9 protein-coding genes and 1 tRNA gene are annotated in these 16,194 nt (G+C 64.4%); 4 read left to right on the top strand and 6 right to left on the bottom strand.

Annotated features, from left to right (window positions below; genetic code table 11):
• Positions 1-95: 95 nt before the first annotated feature.
• The 3 genes from HMPREF2944_RS05915 to argS all read right to left on the bottom strand — a co-directional run bounded on the left by HMPREF2944_RS05915 (position 96) and on the right by argS (position 5,068).
• Positions 96-1,385 carry a homoserine dehydrogenase gene (locus HMPREF2944_RS05915; protein WP_070681465.1) on the bottom strand — a complete coding sequence of 430 codons (1,290 nt, stop codon included), beginning with the start codon at positions 1,383-1,385 and terminating at the stop codon, positions 96-98.
• A 301-nt stretch (positions 1,386-1,686) separates the two neighbouring features.
• On the bottom strand, positions 1,687-3,207 hold the full coding sequence (locus tag HMPREF2944_RS05910) for a diaminopimelate decarboxylase family protein (RefSeq protein WP_070681462.1): 1,521 nt from the start codon (positions 3,205-3,207) through the stop codon (positions 1,687-1,689).
• A gap of 196 nt (positions 3,208-3,403) precedes the next feature.
• The gene (argS, locus tag HMPREF2944_RS05905; protein WP_070681460.1) at positions 3,404-5,068 is read right to left on the bottom strand and encodes an arginine--tRNA ligase; all 1,665 of its coding nucleotides are present in this window, start codon (positions 5,066-5,068) and stop codon (positions 3,404-3,406) included.
• A 74-nt stretch (positions 5,069-5,142) separates the two neighbouring features.
• Between argS and HMPREF2944_RS05900 the strand changes: the two genes are divergently transcribed.
• The 3 genes from HMPREF2944_RS05900 to HMPREF2944_RS05890 all read left to right on the top strand — a co-directional run bounded on the left by HMPREF2944_RS05900 (position 5,143) and on the right by HMPREF2944_RS05890 (position 7,623).
• Positions 5,143-5,216, top strand: a tRNA-Arg gene (locus HMPREF2944_RS05900).
• A 232-nt stretch (positions 5,217-5,448) separates the two neighbouring features.
• Positions 5,449-6,387, top strand: a complete 939-nt coding sequence (locus HMPREF2944_RS09475; RefSeq protein WP_305793983.1) for an NADP-dependent oxidoreductase — start codon at positions 5,449-5,451, stop codon at positions 6,385-6,387.
• Positions 6,388-6,435: 48 nt separating this feature from the next.
• A complete protein-coding gene (locus HMPREF2944_RS05890; RefSeq protein ID WP_070681456.1) occupies positions 6,436-7,623 on the top strand; it encodes an alpha/beta hydrolase in 1,188 nt (395 codons plus the stop codon).
• An 80-nt stretch (positions 7,624-7,703) separates the two neighbouring features.
• On the opposite strand, the gene HMPREF2944_RS05885 is transcribed toward HMPREF2944_RS05890, so the two are convergent.
• Positions 7,704-8,165 (bottom strand): helix-turn-helix domain-containing protein, encoded by a 462-nt coding sequence (locus HMPREF2944_RS05885; RefSeq protein WP_049333707.1) that lies wholly within the window; start codon positions 8,163-8,165, stop codon positions 7,704-7,706.
• Between the two features lie 295 nt (positions 8,166-8,460).
• Here HMPREF2944_RS05885 and hrpA point away from each other — a divergent pair, with 295 nt between their 5' ends.
• A complete protein-coding gene (gene hrpA / locus HMPREF2944_RS05880) occupies positions 8,461-12,969 on the top strand; it encodes an ATP-dependent RNA helicase HrpA (protein ID WP_070681453.1) in 4,509 nt (1,502 codons plus the stop codon).
• A gap of 375 nt (positions 12,970-13,344) precedes the next feature.
• Here hrpA and HMPREF2944_RS05875 read toward each other — a convergent pair whose 3' ends face one another.
• Together HMPREF2944_RS05875 and HMPREF2944_RS05870 are read right to left on the bottom strand one after the other, a co-directional pair.
• Positions 13,345-14,712, bottom strand: coding sequence for a hypothetical protein (locus HMPREF2944_RS05875; protein ID WP_070681450.1), 1,368 nt, complete (start codon positions 14,710-14,712; stop codon positions 13,345-13,347).
• 305 nt (positions 14,713-15,017) lie between these two features.
• Positions 15,018-16,013 carry an HNH endonuclease gene (locus HMPREF2944_RS05870; RefSeq protein WP_070681447.1) on the bottom strand — a complete coding sequence of 332 codons (996 nt, stop codon included), beginning with the start codon at positions 16,011-16,013 and terminating at the stop codon, positions 15,018-15,020.
• Positions 16,014-16,194: the final 181 nt, after the last annotated feature.

The raw sequence follows: 16,194 nt of genomic DNA, 5'->3' as shown, positions 1-16,194 counted from the left end.
CGGGTTCGTCAGTGAGCGAGGGGCCTCGCGGGTTGCCCTCGCAGGTTTAGTGCGGCGCATCAGGCCGCGGGATTGGATAGTCTTTCGACGTGCACCTAGTGCTTCTCGGACTCCACGCGAATCACGGAGTTCACCTCGCGCACCGTATCGAGCGCGTCAATCACGGCGATGGCGCGGCGCAGGTCGGAGTCCTTCGCGGAGTGGGTCACCATGCGAATCTGGGCTGCGCCCTCGTGCGAAGCAGACTGACGCAGCGAATCCACCGAAATGCCGTGCTCGGCCAGGATGCGGGTAATGTTCGCCAGAACACCCAGACGGTCCTCCACCAGAACGCCCACCGAGTAGCGAGAAATCACGTTGTCCAGGCTGGTTGCGTGCAGCTGAGCGTGGGAGGTCTCGGGAACACCGGGGCCGCCCAGCACGAGGCGACGAGCCAGGGACACGAAGTCACCCAGAACAGCCGAGGCGGTCGGGGCGCCACCCGCACCGGGACCGTAGAACATCAGCTCACCGGCGTTCTCAGCCTCGACGAACACGGCGTTGAACGCACCGTGCACGCCGGCCAGCGGGTGCTGGCGCGGAATCAGGGTCGGGTTCACGCGAATGTTCACACCGTCTTCACCCTCGCGCTCGCAGATAGCCAGCAGCTTGATGACGTAGCCGTCTGCATCCGCTGCCGCGACGTCATCGGCGGTGATGGCGGTAATGCCCTCGGTGTGCACATCGTCAATCGTGAAGTCCGAGTGGAACGCCAGCGAAGCAACAATAGCGGCCTTCGAAGCGGCGTCGAGGCCCTCAACATCGGCGGTGGGGTCGGCCTCGGCGTAGCCCAGCTTCTGGGCGTCGGCCAGCGCATCCGAGAAGGAGGCGCCGGTGGTGTCCATCTGATCAAGAATGTAGTTGGTGGTGCCGTTCATGATGCCCAGAACGCGGGTCACGCGGTCACCGGCCAGGGAGTCGCGCAGCGGGCGCAGAATCGGAATCGCACCGGCCACGGCGGCCTCGTAGGACAGCTGCGCGCCGGATGCATCGGCGGCGGCCTGCAGCTCCACGCCGTGCTTGGCCAGCAGGGCTTTGTTGCCCGAAACGACGGACTTGCCGGCGTTCAGCGCGCGCAGGATGCGGGTGCGGGCCGGCTCGATGCCGCCGGTCAGCTCGATTACCACGTCGGCGGCGTCAATCAAAGCTTCGGCGTCGGTGGTGTACAGCGAGGGGTCGGCATTCCAGTGGCGAGTTGCCCGAGTATCACGCACGGCAATGCCGATCAGCTCGACGGGCGCACCAATGCGCTTCTCAAGGACGGCGTTATCCTCTATCAGGATGCGTGCCGCCTGGGAACCGACGTTACCGGCACCCAGCAGGGCAACTTTGATTTTGTCAGCCACGATAGTCTCTTTCTACGGTCGTTCCGGGGCGTTCCCCGGGGTCTCTTCGGGCTACGGTGCGGCGCGCTACGCGGAGCACGCACTCAACACCACTTTATCAAGAGGCGGGATGAAGCCATCGGCCTCAAGCTGCGACTTTTATTCTCTGAGATGAGGCATCCCTCACAATCATGAGGTGATCCTTATCGTCGGCGGAGTCTTGAACGCGCAATACCGTGAAGCCCCGCCTGCAACCGCCGCCTCACGGCGTGCAATTCAGAGACGGGGACTTCACGGTTTCTTAGATTCTGGGATGGGGTTCTTAGATATCCGAACCCATATCCAGGGCGAGCATGTCGTCCTCGCTCTGGCGGCGAATCATCACGCGGGAGGGACGACCCTCGGCGGTCGCAATCACCGGCGGGCGGGTCAGGAAGTTGTAGTTCGACCCCAGCACGTAGCAGTACGCACCCGTCGCCGGAACCGCCAGAATATCGCCCGCCTGCAGGTCGGCTGGCAGGTAGCAGTAACGCACCACGATATCGCCGGATTCGCAGTGCTTACCCACCACGCGGCAGAGCACCTGCTCCCCCGCCGGGGCGCGGTTCGCCAGGGTTGCCGAGTAGTCCGATTCGTACAGCACCGGGCGGGCGTTATCGCTCATGCCGCCGTCCACCGAGACGTAACGGCGCACGCGAATCTCGCCGTTTTCGTCCTCAATGCTCACGTTCTTGATGGTGCCCACCGTGTACAGGGTCGCGCCCGAGGGGCCCGAAATCGAGCGGCCCGGTTCGAAGGACATGTGCGGAATCGCCATGCCCAGGCGCTCGCAGGTGGCCGCAACCGAAGCGGCAATGGATTCGGTCACCTCGGCGATGGAGCGGGGACGATCGGCCTCGGTGTAGGCGATGCCGTAGCCGCCGCCCAGGTCCAGCTCCGGCAGGGTCACGTCCAGGTCACGGTTGAGGCGGTTCATGAATTCCAGAGCGGTGGTTGCCGCCTGCTCGAAGCCCTCCGCCTCAAAAATCTGCGAACCGATGTGGCAGTGAATACCGCGGAAATCCAGGGAGTCGGTCACATTCAGGATTGCCGCCGCCAGCGCAGCGTAGGAATCGGAGGCCTCCACGCCCCAGTGCTCCAGCTCTGCCTCGTCCAGGCCGGCAAGCGCAGCGGTACCGGGCTGCAGGGACATGCCGAACTTCTGGTCCTCGTGAGCGGTCGCGATCGACTCGTGGGTGGAGGCGTGCACGCCCGGGGTGATGCGAATCAGCACCGGAACGGGCGGGTAGGGCTCCTCGCCCTCAGCCACGCGCTCGGCGGCCAGCTCGGCGTACACCCGCTCAATCAGCTTGATTTCGTCCACCGAATCGGCCACCACGCGGCCCAGGCCGCTACGAATCGCGCGGGCGATTTCGGCTTCCGACTTGTTGTTGCCGTGCAGGGCGATGCGCTCGCCGGGCATGCCGCCGCGCAGAGCCAGCGCCAGCTCGCCACCGGAGGCGGTGTCCAGGCACAGGCCCTCCTCACGAACCCAGCGAACAACCGCGGTGGAGAGGAAGGACTTGCCGGCGTAGTAGACGCTCACCTGCGCGCCATGCTTGGCGAAAGCCTGCTCAAAAGCGGTGCGGTAGGCGCGGGCACGGGCGCGGAAGGTGGTCTCGGAGAAAACGTACTGCGGGGTGCCGTGCTCGGCGGCCAGCTCGCTGACGGTCACACCGTCGATGCAAAGCTCACCCTCCGCATTGCGGGTGAAGGAATCGGTCCAGATGCTTCGGGACAGGTCGGCGGGGTTCTCAGGCTGGGTCAGCCATTCGGGGCGGTAGAGGGAACGGGCTTCGCTCATCGTGTCTCTTTCTCATGCGCTCGGGTGCGCTACTGCGCCGGGGTTCAGCGTAAGGGGATGCAGTGTAGCGGCGGGTCAAAGTCTGTGCAGTTTCAATATCTGTGCACTGTGCCGGGTTGGGCAATGAAGCCACCGGCGGCGGCATACGTTCAACCCCCGCCCCGGTAGCACCGGGTCGGGGGTTGAAACGAGAGTATTACATGCGCTCGGGTGCGCTCACACCCAGCAGGTTCAGGCCGTTAGCCAGCACCTGCTGTGCCGCGTTGTTCAGCAGCAGGCGGGTACGGTGCAGGTCGGTGACCTCCTCGTCGGCCTTGGGGGTCACGCGGGAGACGCCGTACCAGCTGTGGTAGGCCGAAGCGAGCTGCTCCAGGTAGCGGTTCACGCGGTGCGGCTCGTAGAACTTCGCGGCGTCGCGCACGGCGGCGGGGAACTGGCCGAGCACAGCCAGCAGCTCACCGTCAGCGGCGGAGTCGAGCAAGGAGGTGTCCACGCCGTCCTCAATCTTCACGCCGGCCTCCGCGGCGTTGCGTGCCACGGCGGCGGTGCGTGCGTGAGCGTACTGTACGTAGTAGACCGGGTTCTCGTTGCTCTTGGAGGTCAGCAGGCCCAGGTCAATGTCGATGGGGGTGTCCACCGAGTAGCGGGTCAGCTCGTAGCGGGCGGCGTCAACACCCACAGCCTCAACCAGGTCCTCGAGGGTGACCACGGTGCCGGCGCGCTTGGACATGCGGACGGGCTTGCCGTCCTTGACCAGGTTCACCAGCTGACCAATCATGACCTCAATCTGGTCTGCGCGGTAGCCAAGAATCTGGGCGATGGCCTTCAGACGGCCCACGTAGCCGTTGTGGTCAGCGCCGAGCATGTAAATCGCCACGTCGGCGGGGTTTACTGCACGGGTCATCTTGTCCTGATAGTAGGCGATATCGCCGGCCACGTAGGCGTGGTTGCCGTCGGACTTAATGACCACGCGGTCCTTGTCGTCGCCGTAGTCGGTGGTGCGCATCCACCAGGCGCCGTCGGCCTCGAAGAGCTGGCCGTTCTCGCGCATGGTCTCGAGCAGGGCGTCCACCTTGCCGCCTTCGAACACGGAGTTCTCATGGAAGAACACGTCGAAGTGGGTGCCGAAGGCCGCCAGGGACTCCTTAATCTGATCGAACATCAGGTGAGTACCGATTTCACGGAAAATCTCTTCGGGGTTCTCAGCCTCAAGCGCGTCGGGGCGCTGAGCCAGAATCTGGTCCTTAATGTCCACAATGTACGCGCCAGCGTAGCCGTCCTCGGGGGTCTCCTCACCGCGGGCGGCGGCAATCAGGGAGCGCACGAAGCGGTCAATCTGGGTGCCGTGGTCGTTGAAGTAGTACTCGCGCACCACGTTAGCGCCCTCAGCCTCCAGCACGCGGGCGAGCGCATCGCCCACGGCGGCCCAGCGGGTGCCACCCAGGTGGATGGGGCCGGTGGGGTTCGCGGAGACGAACTCAAGGTTAATGGTCTTGCCGGCGAACTTGTCGCTGCGGCCGTATGCTTCGCCAGCCTCAACGATGGTGGCGGCGAGCTCACCAGCAGCTGCGGCGTCCAGGGTGATGTTCAGGAAGCCGGGGCCCGCGATGTCAACGGATGCCACGCCGGGGATGGCGCCGATCTTCTCGGCCAGAAGAGCTGCTGCCTCGCGCGGGTTCTTGCCCACCTTCTTGGCGAGCTGCAGAGCGACGTTGGTGGCCCAGTCGCCGTGCTCACGGGACTTGGGGCGCTCCACTCGGACGGCGGGCAGTTCAGCGCCCTCCACGAGGGTCAGCTGGCCGGAGGAAATGGTTTCTTCTAGGGCAAGCGCAATGGCTTCGGAGAGTTCTTCAGGAGTCATAAGAACCTATTCTAGCAAGCATTGGGCCGGGGCTGACCGTTTATCCGACGCATATCTGATACCATGGTGGGGTTGCCTCTGTAGCTCAGCGGATTAGAGCACCAGTTTCCGGTACTGGGGGTCGAAGGTTCGAATCCTTTCAGGGGCACGATGTTCTTATTCGAGAGGGAACACGGGAGCCGATACTCGCCCAGCGGGTGTCGGCTCCTTTTTATTTCTGCTTTATATCTTGGGTTACATCTCTGGCAGAAGCATCAGAGGCTGGACGCCTCCGCTCCCCTGTTGTCCCGGAGGCCTCGTAGTTGAGAGAATAGGGAAACGCGCACACCGTTCAAACAAGCACGACAACACCACACCAGCGGAGGTAAACCGTGACCACCATGCGCCAGATTCAGCTCACCGAATGGGGCGACGAAAGCGTTCTGCACGAGGCGAACGTGCCCATCCCCTCCCCGGTGCGCGGTCACGTGCTCATCAAGACGGTTGCCGCGGGCGTGAACCCCATCGATCTGACCACCCGCAAGGGCCTGGGCCCCGCCGCGCAGCTGGCCGACCCCGCCTATAGGCCCTTCGTACCCGGCTGGGATGTGGCCGGCACCGTGGTCGCCACCGCCGGCGACTACACGGGCTTCAACGTCGGCGACGGCGTTTTCGGTATGGTGACCTTCCCGTACCCCGGCGGCGCGTACGCCGAGTACGTCCTCGCACCCGCCTACCAGCTGGCCAAGGTTCCCTCCGACGTTCCGTGCGCCCAGCTCGGCGGCGCACCGCTTGCCGGGCTCACCGCGTACCAGTCGCTCTTCGAGGTGGCGCGTCTGAAGGAGGGCGAGCGCGTGCTCATTCACGCCGGTGCCGGAGGCGTCGGCCACCTCGCCGTGCAACTGGCCGCTCAGGCGGGCGCGCAGGTTTTTGCGACCGCCTCTGCCGCGAACCACGAGTTTGTGCGCTCGCTGGGGGCCCAACCCATCGACTACCGCTCCGAGGACTTCCGCGCGGTGCTGGGTCAGACCATGGACGTGGTGCTCAACTCGACCGGCAGGCAGACCTTCCTCGATTCGCTGGAGGTGCTGGTCCCCGGTGGCCGCATTGTCACGCTGACGAACCCCGACCCGCTGGATGTGGCCCGCGAGCGCGGGTTTGAGGCGCAGTGGCTGACGGCCCATCCGGACCGTACGCAGATGCAGGAGATCGCCCGGCTCATGTCTCTGGGCCTGCTGAAGGTGCATGTGGAGAAGATTTTCCCCCTCGCCGAGGCCGCCGCGGCTCAGGAGCTTATGGCCTCCGGCCACACGCGCGGCAAGATCGTGCTGGTTCCCTAAGAAATTTAGAGACCAAAGAGCTAAGAAACCTAAAGAACGGGCTGATTCATGCTGAATTCCGAGGCCGCGCAGAGCGTCGACGAGTACCGCTCCGGTTTTTACCGCCCCGAGGGGTTTTTCGACGGCTTGTCCCTGCCGGGCTACGGGGCCGAAACGCCCGTCACGCGGGAGGCCTTCGCCTACGATTTCTACCCCGCGCGCGCTGCCGAGGGGTCCGGTTCTGTTGAGGAGTCGGGTAGCGCTGGGGTCGGTAGTACCGAGCCCGCTCCCCTGCTCATCTGGGTGCACGGCGGCGCCTGGCGCTTCGGCACGAACCGGGGCCTACGCGATGTAGAGATCATGACCCCCGAGGGGCCGCGCACGAACCGGCAGACCCTCATACGCCGCGCCCTGCAGAAACAGGGCTGGGCGGTCGCAACCATCAACTACCGCTACTCGCACCAGGCGATTTTCCCGGGCGATCTGCACGATACGAAAGAGGCGGTGCGCTTCTTCCGCGCTCGTGCCGCCGAGTTTGGTATCGACCCCGGACGCATCGCGATTGCCGGAGGAAGCGCCGGCGGGCATCTGAGCATGATGGTGGCGCTCGCCGGTCCCGATGCAGCCGGCTACGCGAGCGGGGATCCCGAACTGCACGAGTACTACGAGGGGCGCGCCTCCAGCAACTACCCGGGGGTGAGCTCGGCGGTTGCCACGGCCGTTCCCTTCTACGGGGTCAGCGACCTGCGCACCATCTTCTCCGACCGTCCCCTGGCGGGGTACTCGCTGGTGCATCCGGACGACGACGGTGCCGAGTGGCGCCTGCTGGGATGCGATTACCCCGTGCGCGAGGAGCGTGAATGGGTGGAGCGCGTGCCCGGCATCGACCGGGAGCGTGCCCTGCAGAATTGGGAACGGGCGAATCCTCTGGACCTTGCTCGCGGGAATTTTGCGCGCGGAGTGTACGCCGGCGGCTCTGCCGGCGAGCCCTCTCGCAAAAACTCCAGTGAAAATCAGACTGAGGAACAGGCTACGAGCCGGAAGTGTGCACCCATCATGCTGGTGCACGGCATTGCCGATTCGTGCGTGCCGTACCAGCAATCGGTGCGGGTGTATCAGGCCCTGCGCACGCGGCAGGTGCCCACCGATATGGTGCTGGTTCCGGGCGCCGAACACGGAGATTCGCGCTGTTTTAGCCCCGAGATTATTCAGCGGATGCTGTCTTTCCTGAACGCCACGATGAACGCCACTGTGTAGGCGGCCCGTTACCTATCGTTAGGGCCGCGAATCGTGAGCGCCGCTCGGCTCAGTTCGACTCGGCCTATCGAGCGTTCAGCCTATCGGTTTCGTCGGCTGACGTGCTCGTGGTCGAGGCGGTAGCGTTCCAGGTCGTCGAACGCCACGCGACGGTGCGTGTTGATGCGTTCGAAGGGAATCTCGCCGCGCTCGAGGAGTCGCACGATGGTCGGTCGCGATACCCCCAGGTAGTCGGCGGCCTCCTGGGTGGTCATGAGGCGGTCCTGGCGGACCACGCACACGTCCTTGCGGTCGGCGAAGGCCCGTGCCACCGAGGTGATGGGGCCGTACATTTCGGGGGAAATCTGTACCCTTTCCCCGTCGCCGGTCACCAGGTACAGGGTTTCGGCGGAGCTCAGGCGTTCAAAGTGCGTGCGAAGACTCGCGTGGACGAGGGCCTGGAACAGTTCTTCGCTGCGGTGGTGGATTTCTTCGTGGCGTGCGTCCTCGCAGCAGTCCAACACTGGAGTGCGTGAGGAGGTGTACGTCTTGGGCGTTGGCATAGTCACTCCTTCGTTACTGTGTTATACACCACTGTAACACCTGAACGAAAGTATCGAAAGAAAGCCGAAAAAGATACTTATTTCGCATCCGTCATACTTGAAATATTAATAACCAATTTATTGGCTTTTTTAATAATTTTGATGCTTTTTGAAACGTCTTGAGCTCGATCTTGCTCGCGCAAAGATGACGAGCCCTCCCTTTCGAGGGGTGCAACCCGCCCAAATATGACGCAATATTCGCCCGGTGCATACTCCCGTTCCCCGCCGCGAAGGGGGCGAGTACACTGGATAGGATATGTCTGAGCAGAAAACCCATCACGCAGATAAGACCTCCCGCGCGCCTAAAACCGGGGCGCCCCGAACCGCCCCCACCATGGCGAGCATGGCCGCCGCCATCCACGCGGCCAAGGTGCGCGCCTCCGAAAAGAACGCTGAAAAGAACGCTGAAAAAAGCACCGAAAAACCCGCCGGCAAAAGCACCGAGAAGAACGCGGTAAAGAACGGCGCGCAGAAGAACAACGCAGACCGCAAGAACGCCTCCCGCTCCAATCGACGCGGAGGCGGCACCGGCCGCGCCCGCAAGCAGGGTAACAGCAAGGGCAACCAGCAGGGCGGTAACAAGGGTAACCAGCAACAGAACCGCCCCGCCCCTCGCCGCTACGAGCCCTTCATTCCCGAGGTCATCACCTACCCCGAAGAGCTGCCCGTCAGCGAACGCCACGACGACATCATGAACGCGATCCGCGACAACCAGGTCGTCATCATCGCGGGTGAAACCGGCTCCGGTAAGACCACCCAGATTCCCAAGATGTGCCTCGAGCTCGGCCTGGGCGAGAAGGGCCTCATCGGCCACACCCAGCCGCGCCGCCTCGCCGCGCGTTCCGTGGCCGAACGCATCGCCGAAGAGCTCGGCCAGAAGATCGGCGAAACCGTCGGCTACCAGGTGCGATTCACCTCCGAGGTCGGCGAACACAGCGCCATCAAGCTCATGACCGACGGTATTCTGCTCGCCGAAATCCAGAACGACAAGCTGCTGCGCCGCTACTCGACCCTCATCATCGACGAGGCGCACGAACGTAGCCTGAACATTGACTTCATCCTCGGCTACCTCAAGCGCATCCTGCCGCAGCGCCCGGACCTGAAGGTCATCATCACCTCAGCGACCATCGACCCCGAGCGCTTCGCCCGCCACTTCTCCCCCAGCTACGTGCCGGGTAAGGGAATCGTCGACGAGAACCTCAGCGACGAAGAACGCGAAATTGCCGAAGCAATCCTGCCCGACGACGCGCCGCCCATCATCGAGGTCTCCGGCCGCACCTACCCCGTCGAAATCCGCTACCGCCCCCTCGAAGGCGACGAGCTCTACCTGGATGACGAGGAAGTGGCCGAAGACCGCGACCCCACCGACGCGATTCTCGACGCCATCAAGGAACTCTCCAAGGAGGCACCCGGAGATATCCTCATCTTCTTCTCCGGCGAGCGCGAAATCCGTGACGCCAAGGACGCAATCGAGGCCATGGTTCTCAAGTCCCCGCGCCTGAACTACGAGGTGCTACCCCTGTACGCGCGCCTCTCCCTCGCCGAGCAGCACCGCGTGTTCTCCCCCGGTTCCCGCCCGCGCATCGTGCTCGCCACGAACGTCGCCGAAACCTCGCTGACCGTGCCCGGCATCAAGTACGTCATCGACACCGGCACCGCCCGCATCTCGCGCTACTCCGCGCGCACCAAGGTTCAGCGCCTGCCCATCGAGCGTATCTCGCAGGCCAGCGCCAACCAGCGTTCGGGCCGATGCGGCCGCGTCAGCGACGGTATCGCCATCCGCCTCTACTCCGAGGAAGACTTCAACTCGCGCCCCGAGTTCACCGACCCCGAAATTCTGCGCACCAACCTCGCCGCCGTCATCCTGCAGATGATCGCAATCGGCGTGGTGCGCGAACCCGGCGACATCTCCCGCTTCCCGTTCGTGCAGCCGCCCGCATCCCGCGCTATCAACGACGGCGTGAACCTGCTGCGCGAACTCGGCGCGCTCACCGAACGCACCCGCCGCAAGGGACGAGGCGGTAACAACAGCGCAACCCTCACCGCCATCGGCCGAGCCATGGCGGCCTTCCCTGTGGACCCGCGCCTGGCCCGCATGATTATCGAGGGTGGCCGCCGCGGCTGCGCCAAGGAAATGATGGTGCTCGCCGCCGCCCTGACCATCCAGGACCCGCGCGAACGCCCCGCCGACGTGCGCGCAGAAGCCGACGCGATGCACGCCCGCTTCGTCGACGACACCTCCGATTTCTCCTCCTTCCTGCTGCTCTGGGACTACATCAACGAGCAGCAGGCGGCGCTGTCCTCCTCTCAGCTGCGCAAGATGTGCCACCGCGAGTTCATCAACTACCTGCGCATCCGCGAATGGCAGGACCTCTTCGCCCAGCTGCGCGAAATGGGACGCACCGCCAACATTCACGCCAGCGGCGGCAGGGACATCAACGCCTCCGCGCACGAGGTAGACATCCACAAGAGCCTGCTCACCGGCCTGCTCTCGCACGTGGGCGTCAAGGAAGAACGCGAGAAGGACTCCAAGGGGCGCACCCGCGGCCCCCGCGAATACCTCGGCGCACGCGGCACCAAGTTCGCAATCTTCCCCGGCTCCGGCCTGTTCAAGAAGGGGCCCGACTGGGTGCTCTCCGCCGAACTCGTCGAAACCTCCCGCCTGTGGGCGCGCACCAACGCCGCCATCGAACCGCAGTGGATCGAAGAGGTCGGCAAGCACCTCATCAGCGTGCAGTACTCCGAACCGCACTGGTCCCTCAGCTCCGGTGCGGCAGTAGCCTACGCCAAGGGCACGCTCTTCGGCCTGACCGTCTACGCCGACCGCCCCGTGCAGTACGCCCGCGTGGACGCCGCCGCGGCCCGCGAAATCTTCATCCAGTCCGCCCTCGTCGAAGGCCAGTGGCACACCCAGCACAAGTTCTACCTGCGCAACCAGCGCGCCCTTGCCGAGGTCGAAGAGCTTGAGGCACGCCTGCGCCGCCGCGACCTGCGCGTGGACGACTCCGTGCTCTTCGCCTTCTACGATGCCCGCATCCCCGCCCACGTGACGGATGTGCGAGCCTTCGACAAGTGGTGGAAGCAGGCACGCCTCGAAGACGACAACTTCCTGGATTTCAACCCCGAGAAGCTCATCAACGAGGAGGCCGCCGACTACGACGACTCCCAGTTCCCGCGCCAGTGGGTGCAGCGCACCGACAGCGGCGAACTCACCCTGGACCTGCGTTACGAATACGCCCCCACCGCCGGTGTGGGAGGCGCCCGCACCGAAGCCGCCAAGCGCGACGGTGTGGCCGTGCAGGTGCCGATTCTCTTCCTCAACCAGCTGAGCCCCGAACCGTTCCGCTGGCAGATTCCCGGCCTGCGCCACGAGCTCGTCACCGCGCTCATTAAGTCGCTGCCCAAGGCGATTCGCCGCAACTTCGTGCCCGCACCCGACGTGGCGCGCGCCGCCTGCGCCGCCCTCGAGGAGGACTACTCCCCCGCAACCGACGAGCTCATCCCCTCCCTGGCACTCGTACTACGCCGCCTGCGCGGCGTCGTTGTCGAGCCCGAAGCCTTCAACTGGGACGCCGTGCCCGAACACCTGAAAATGGGATTCCAGGTGCGCAACGCACGCAACAAAATCCTGGGCGAAGGCAAGGACCTGCGCGCCCTGCAGCAGCAGCTCCACAAGGAGATTCGCGGCGCCCTTGCCGACTCCCTCGGCGCATCCGACGACACCATGGCAAAAATGGTGGCACTCGCGCAGGGTGGCTCAAGTAGCTCAGGCGGCGCGGGCAGCTCGGGTAGCTCCGCGGCTTCTGCCAAGAAGGGCGCGAAGAACGCTCAGAGCGGCACCGCTCAGGTAGCCGATGCGCACGGTTCGCAGGTACGCGAAATCAGTGGCCTCACCGAATTCCCCGCCGACCTCTTCCCCAACGGAGAAATCCCCCGCAAGGTACAGCGCATCATCGCCACCCAGGCAGTCAACGGCTACCCCGCCCTCGTCGACGAAGAAACCAGCGTAGGTCTGCGCATCTTCCCCACCGAAGCCGAGCAGCTCCACGCGCAGCGTCGCGGCATCATCCGCCTGCTCCAACTGCAGGTGCCCTCGCCCGTGCGCTACGTGAGCGAACACCTCTCCCACAAGGAGAAAATCGTCTTCACGCAGAACCCGCACGGCTCCATCGACGAGCTCATCCGCGACTGCACCGTCGCGGCGCTCGACCACCTCGTGCCGCACACGCCCATCTTCACGCACGCCGAATACAGCGAGCTCTACGAGCACGTGCGCGCCGAACTCATCGAGACGGTCTTCGACGTGACCAAGCTCGTCGCCGAAATCCTCTCCGAAGCCACCGCGCTGAAGAAGGCAATCAAGAAGGCAACCTCGCTGACGACCATGCACGCCGTCTCCGACGTGAAGGCTCAGATGGAGAACCTGGTCTACCCCGGGTTCGTGGCGCAGACCGGCTACGACCAGCTGGTTCACCTGCCGCGTTACCTGAAGGCCGCCCAGGTGCGCCTGACGAAGCTCGGCCCGAACCTACACCGCGACAACCAGCTCATGCTCACGGTGCAGGACCTGGAAGACTCCTACGATAACGCGGTCAAGTCGCTACCGGCAGGCACCATCGTTCCGGATGCGCTCCGCCGCGTGAACTGGATGATTGAGGAGCTGCGCGTCAGCTTCTTCGCCCAGGAGCTCGGTACCGCCTACACGGTGTCTGAGAAACGCATTGCGAAGGCTCAGCGTGAGGCGCTGGATGCTATCAAGCGCTAGCTTGCGAGCTTGCGGACGGCGGTGCTCGTCCTCGCTCTTACTCAGGTGTAGGTGCGCCGCATGTTTCCTCCGCGCCTACGCAGGGGCACCCGTCACCCGGACGCTCCGTCCTCTCCTTGCTTCGCTGCGGAGAGCGTCCGGGTTGACACCCTGAGGGCGCTTCCGGAAAACACGGCTGCACCTGCAGCACAAGCAAAGAGCCCCCACACGAGGTAATCGTGTGGGGGCTCTTTGCCGTTCGCAGCGCAAGCTAAGCCGGGAACCTTGCGCGGAAAGGCGGTGTCGTCCGTAGCGACATCAGGGTGCCCGAGCTCTGCGAGGGCGGGTGCCCCTGTAGGAGCGAGGACGAACACCGCCTCTCAGCGTGAGAAACGGTTAGGCAGCCGCCTCGCAGAAGGTCACCGTCACGGAGCCGTTGCCGCGGTCGTGCATCCACTGCGGCGCGTTCTCGGCCGAGGCGATGGCGCCGTCGCTCACCGACGGGGCGAGGTACGAGCCGCCCGCGCCACCGGCGCCGCCCTGCATCGTGTAGCCGAGGCCCTGTCGCACGCCGGTCGGGCTGTTCAGCCACTTCTGGGTCAGCACAATCGAGGAGACGGACTGGGCCGCGCCGGAACCGCCGCCGCCGTAGCCTGCACCGCCACCGCCGGACACCACGGACTGGTAGCCATTGAAGTTCTGCGCGTACGCGCCCTCGTCGTTGTAGACGTCCAGGTCCCAGCTGCGGTCCTCGTAGGTGCCCTTCTCATGCACGCTGGCGGGGTTCTCGTCGAGCTGGTAGGAGTACGCGCCCGCGCCGTCGCCACCGTTGCCCGCGAAGCCGCTCGTGCCCGCGTTACCTGCGACGAACTGGCTGAACAGCACCTGGTTGTTGGTGGTCTCGAAACCGATGACGGGGCCGCTGACCGGCAGGGTACCCGCCGCACCGCCGGCACCGCCCGCACCCGCCGCGCCGCCGGAACCGGAGTTGTAGGTCAGCACCTTGGAGCGTTCAGCCCTATAGATTTCGTAGCCGGGGGTACCGTTGGAGCCTGCCGCTGCGGAGGCGCTACCCGCCGCGCCGAACTGCGGGGATGCATCCGAGCCGAGGGCCGCCACGCCGGCGTCGATCTGGCCGTCGAGGTTGGAGTACCAGGGGTCCGCGTAAGACACGCCGGAGCTGGTCATGCCCGCGCCGCCACCGCCGCCGGCAACAGCAACAACGGTGCCGTCGATGAGCAGCGCGGAGGAGCCGCCACCGGATGCGGCGTAGACCTGGCTCTTGGAGTTCGCCGGATCAGCGTACTTTGCGTCGACCTGCGCGGTGACGTTGGCGGGGATCGTGTAGGCGGGCACGGAGCCGCCGTTGCCGTAGCCTTCGCCGCCGGCGGTGGGGGTGAGCGAACCGTCGCCGATGCCGCCTGCGGCGGCCACGATCTGCACGGTAGAACCGGGGGTAACCGCGACAACGCCGGTGACCTTCGCGCCGGATCCCGCCGGGGTCATGCGGTTGTTGGTGCCGCCCGCGCCGCCTACCAGCTCGAAGCGGAGCTTGTAGACGTTGTTGGGGACGGTGAAGGTCTTGACGGTCTTGGCGCCCTCGTCGGTACCGGAGATGCTGTACGCCGGGCTGGCCGCCAGGATGCAGTCGTTGGTGGCGGCGACGGATGCCGCGTAGGACGGAATGGTTGCCGAGGCGGCGACGACCGGTGCCGCCCAGGCTACGCCCGCGACAAGCTTGCGGCGGGTCAGGGATGAAGACATGGTATGCCCTTTAGGATGAGGAAAATATTAGGTGGTGTGCGGCGCGACGGTATCTGAATCCAAGCAAGCATCGAATTGCTTGCTTTGGAAAGAAACTCGGCGCCGTTCAAAAGAATACCCTTAACCTCAGCCTTAACATAAATCCCTAGCTCGAGCACAGTATGGGAGCTCTTGGCTGCCTCGCGCCGCTCTCTTCCTGCGCTCCTGCAGGGGAACCCGCCACGCCCGGACGCTCCACTCTTCCTAGCTTCACTGCGGAGAGCGCCCGTGCGGGCACCCTGATGTCGCTTTCGGAAGATGCGAGTTTATGCGAGCCGCAGGTTCCGTCCGCGTACGCAACGCCAGCAGAGGGTCTGCAAGTTTTCGGGCTCATTATTGCCGCCGTTAGACAGCGGAACCTTGTGGACAACCTCCAGGACGAGGATTCGTTCACGCATGATGGAGTTGCCGCATCCGGGGTTTTGGCAGGTGTAGTTATCGCGTTCTTTGATGCGTTGGCGTAGCTGCGCGGTCATGAGGGTGCGTTCGCCGCCTTCGGGCCATGCCCAGCGTATTTTGCGTTCTAGGGTTTCGGAGAGCGCGTCTAGGGTCGGGGTGTCGAGGGTGACGGTGACGGCGCGGTTTTCTTTACCATCTGCTGAGGTGTATTCGAATCGGTAGACGGGGTACGGCACGCTCAGCCCCACGTGGTAGACGTTGAGTTTTTTCCAGAATTCGTCGGCGTACTGCTTGATGATGAACGGGGGCGGGTTGATGTGTGCGATCATGTCGTCTTCGCGGCGTCGCACGTTGTCAACAGCCGTTTCGAGGCGCGCGATATCGTCGGAGAGGCGCTGCACGTCTTTGAGGGTTTGCAGATCGGCTTCGATGTGGAAGTACTTGGTGAGGCTGCCGATGGGGTCCCGTTCGGCTTCGAGAACGACCTGTTCAGAGGATTTATAGATGTGCGGGGGACGTTCGTCAGTTTTCTTCCGCAGCAACGTCTGCCAGGTTTTGGGTTGCTGAGCCTCGACGGTGGCGAGGTGACCGTACATGCCGTTGGTGGAGGTGCCGAGTTCGTAGATTCCGCGAGTGTAGATGTCGTGCACGTAGCTGGCGATTTCGTTGTATTCACTGGCGAGCGTGGCGGTGCGTTGCCGGTGCATCTGGAATTCGGGGGATGCGAAGTACCGGTTTTTGCGGATGGTCAGGACAATGCCCACGATGACTACGATGATGAAGGCGCCGAGGATGACGTACCAGAGGGAGAAGGCGAGGCATACGGCGAAGAAGATGCCGAACCCTTTGAGGAAGGATTTCACGGGTGTTCCTTTGCGACACGGCGGTGTATCTGTGAGTGTAGATTTCCTCCATTAGGGTATCGGAGGTGCTCGCGGCATGCAAAGCGTTTGGTTACGTCGGGGAGTCTTAGAGGGCTTGGCCGCAGACTACACCTTCCGGAAGCGCCCTCAGGGTGCCCGAAGCGAAGCGAGGGCGGGTTCC

It is taken from the genome of Rothia sp. HMSC072E10, assembly GCF_001813965.1.
Classification (GTDB): Bacteria; Actinomycetota; Actinomycetes; order Actinomycetales; family Micrococcaceae; genus Rothia; species Rothia mucilaginosa_A.
The sequence above is the reverse complement of the archived record's forward strand: the minus strand, read 5'-3'. Positions and strand labels throughout refer to the sequence as shown.

Coding starts and splice junctions, on each gene's coding strand:
- HMPREF2944_RS05875 (WP_070681450.1), bottom strand. CDS start 14,712: ATGTCTTCATCCCTGACCCGCCGCAAGCTTGTCGCGGGCGTAGCCTGG.
- HMPREF2944_RS05890 (WP_070681456.1), top strand. CDS start 6,436: ATGCTGAATTCCGAGGCCGCGCAGAGCGTCGACGAGTACCGCTCCGGT.
- HMPREF2944_RS09475 (WP_305793983.1), top strand. CDS start 5,449: ATGCGCCAGATTCAGCTCACCGAATGGGGCGACGAAAGCGTTCTGCAC.
- HMPREF2944_RS05910 (WP_070681462.1), bottom strand. CDS start 3,207: ATGAGCGAAGCCCGTTCCCTCTACCGCCCCGAATGGCTGACCCAGCCT.
- HMPREF2944_RS05885 (WP_049333707.1), bottom strand. CDS start 8,165: ATGCCAACGCCCAAGACGTACACCTCCTCACGCACTCCAGTGTTGGAC.
- argS (WP_070681460.1), bottom strand. CDS start 5,068: ATGACTCCTGAAGAACTCTCCGAAGCCATTGCGCTTGCCCTAGAAGAA.
- hrpA (WP_070681453.1), top strand. CDS start 8,461: ATGTCTGAGCAGAAAACCCATCACGCAGATAAGACCTCCCGCGCGCCT.